This is a genomic window from Mycobacterium sp. 852002-10029_SCH5224772, assembly GCF_001667315.1.
Lineage (GTDB): Bacteria > Actinomycetota > Actinomycetes > Mycobacteriales > Mycobacteriaceae > Mycobacterium.
Map to the genome: position 1 here is coordinate 1 of NZ_LZHT01000058.1, position 1,598 is coordinate 1,598.

The following is a 1,598-nucleotide window of genomic DNA, read 5'->3' on the forward strand; positions in this document are numbered from 1 at the left end:
GGCGCGCGACTTGGGCCTGGACTGGCCGGCCGACGCCTTGACGATGATCGGGATGCAGCGGCTGACCAGTCTGCAGCGCTGCGTGGAGACGGTCCTGCAAGACGACGTCCCCGGTGATCTGGTCGAGTGCGGTGTGTGGCGCGGCGGGGCCTCGATTTTGATGCGCGCCGTGTTGTCGGCCTACGGGGATGAGAAGCGATCCGTGTGGCTTTGCGATTCGTTCGAAGGGGTGCCACCCCCGGACACCGCACATTACGAAGCGGACAAAGGCATCAAGCTGCATCGCGCCGCCGGGGTGCTCGCGGTGACCCAAGCGCAGGTCAGGTCGAATTTCGAGCGCTATGGCTTGCTCGATGACCGGGTTCGCTTTGTTCCGGGGTGGTTCAAGGACACCCTGCAGGACGCCCCGATCGATCGCATTTCCGTGTTGCGGCTCGACGGTGACCTTTACGAGTCGACGATCCAGGCTCTCGATGCCCTCTACCCACGACTGTCGTCCGGGGGGTTCTGCATCATCGACGATTACCACGCCATCGACGCATGTCGGAAGGCGGTGGCCGATTACCGCACGGCACACGGCGTGACCGCAGAGATCGAGGAAATCGACGGCACCGGCGTGCTGTGGCGCAAGCCGTGACAATCTTTAGCCTCAATTGCGTAGCCTGCGCACTCGCGCAAACCGGTGCTGTGGAGATCGTCGATCTTTAAAGTGATCGGTGCATCACCGTGATGGCGCAACCGAAGGGCTTGGATTCGCGATGAAATGTGTGCTGGCCAGCTATGGAACGCGCGGCGATATCGAGCCTTCCGTGGTTGTCGCCCGCGAACTTCAGCGCAGAGGGCATGACATGGTCATGGCCGTCCCGCCCGACTCCGTGAGCTTCACCGAGGCGGCAGGGCTGACCGCGGTCCCTTATGGGCTGGAATCGCAGACCTGGCTGGATGTGTACCGCAACTTCTGGACGTCTTTCTTCCGCGGATTCTGGAAGATCCGCGAGATGCGCGGCATGTGGCGTGAGATGTGGGATCTCAGTGACCAGTGCTGGGCGCAGATGAACACGACGCTCATGTCGCTGGCGGACGGCGCCGACCTGCTGTTCGCCGGGCAGAGCTACCAGGAGCCTGCCGCCAACGTCGCGGAGTACTACGACCTTCCGCTGGCCACGCTGCATCACGTGCCCATGCGGCCCAATGGCCAGGTCGTGTCGATGCTGCCGCCGCCGTTGGCGCGCTCGGCAATGACAGCGTTCGACTGGTACTGCTGGCGCCTGAACAAAAAGGTCGAGGACACCCAGCGCCGGGAACTGGGCCTGCCGAAGGCAGCAGCGCCGTCACCGCGACGCATCGCCGACCGCGGCTCGCTGGAAATCCAGGCCTATGACGAGGCGTGCTTCCCCGGGCTGGCCGACGAATGGGCAAAATGGGACGGCCTGCGTCCCTTTGTCGGCACGCTGACGATGGAGTTGACCACCGAGGCCGACGACGACGTGATGGCCTGGATTCACGCGGGCAGACCACCGATTTGCTTCGGCTTCGGCAGCATGCCGGTCGAATCCCCGGCCGACACTGTCGAGATGATCAGCACGGCCTGCACCCAG

Annotated in this window: 2 protein-coding genes; both read left to right on the top strand. The window is 64.0% G+C overall.

The annotated features are described in order from the left end of the window. On the top strand, positions 1 to 637 hold a 637-nt coding region (locus A5775_RS11390), incomplete at its 5' end, for a TylF/MycF/NovP-related O-methyltransferase (RefSeq protein ID WP_067251993.1). A gap of 121 nt (positions 638 to 758) precedes the next feature. Next, on the top strand, positions 759 to 1,598 hold an 840-nt coding region (locus tag A5775_RS11395), incomplete at its 3' end, for a glycosyltransferase (RefSeq protein ID WP_067251995.1).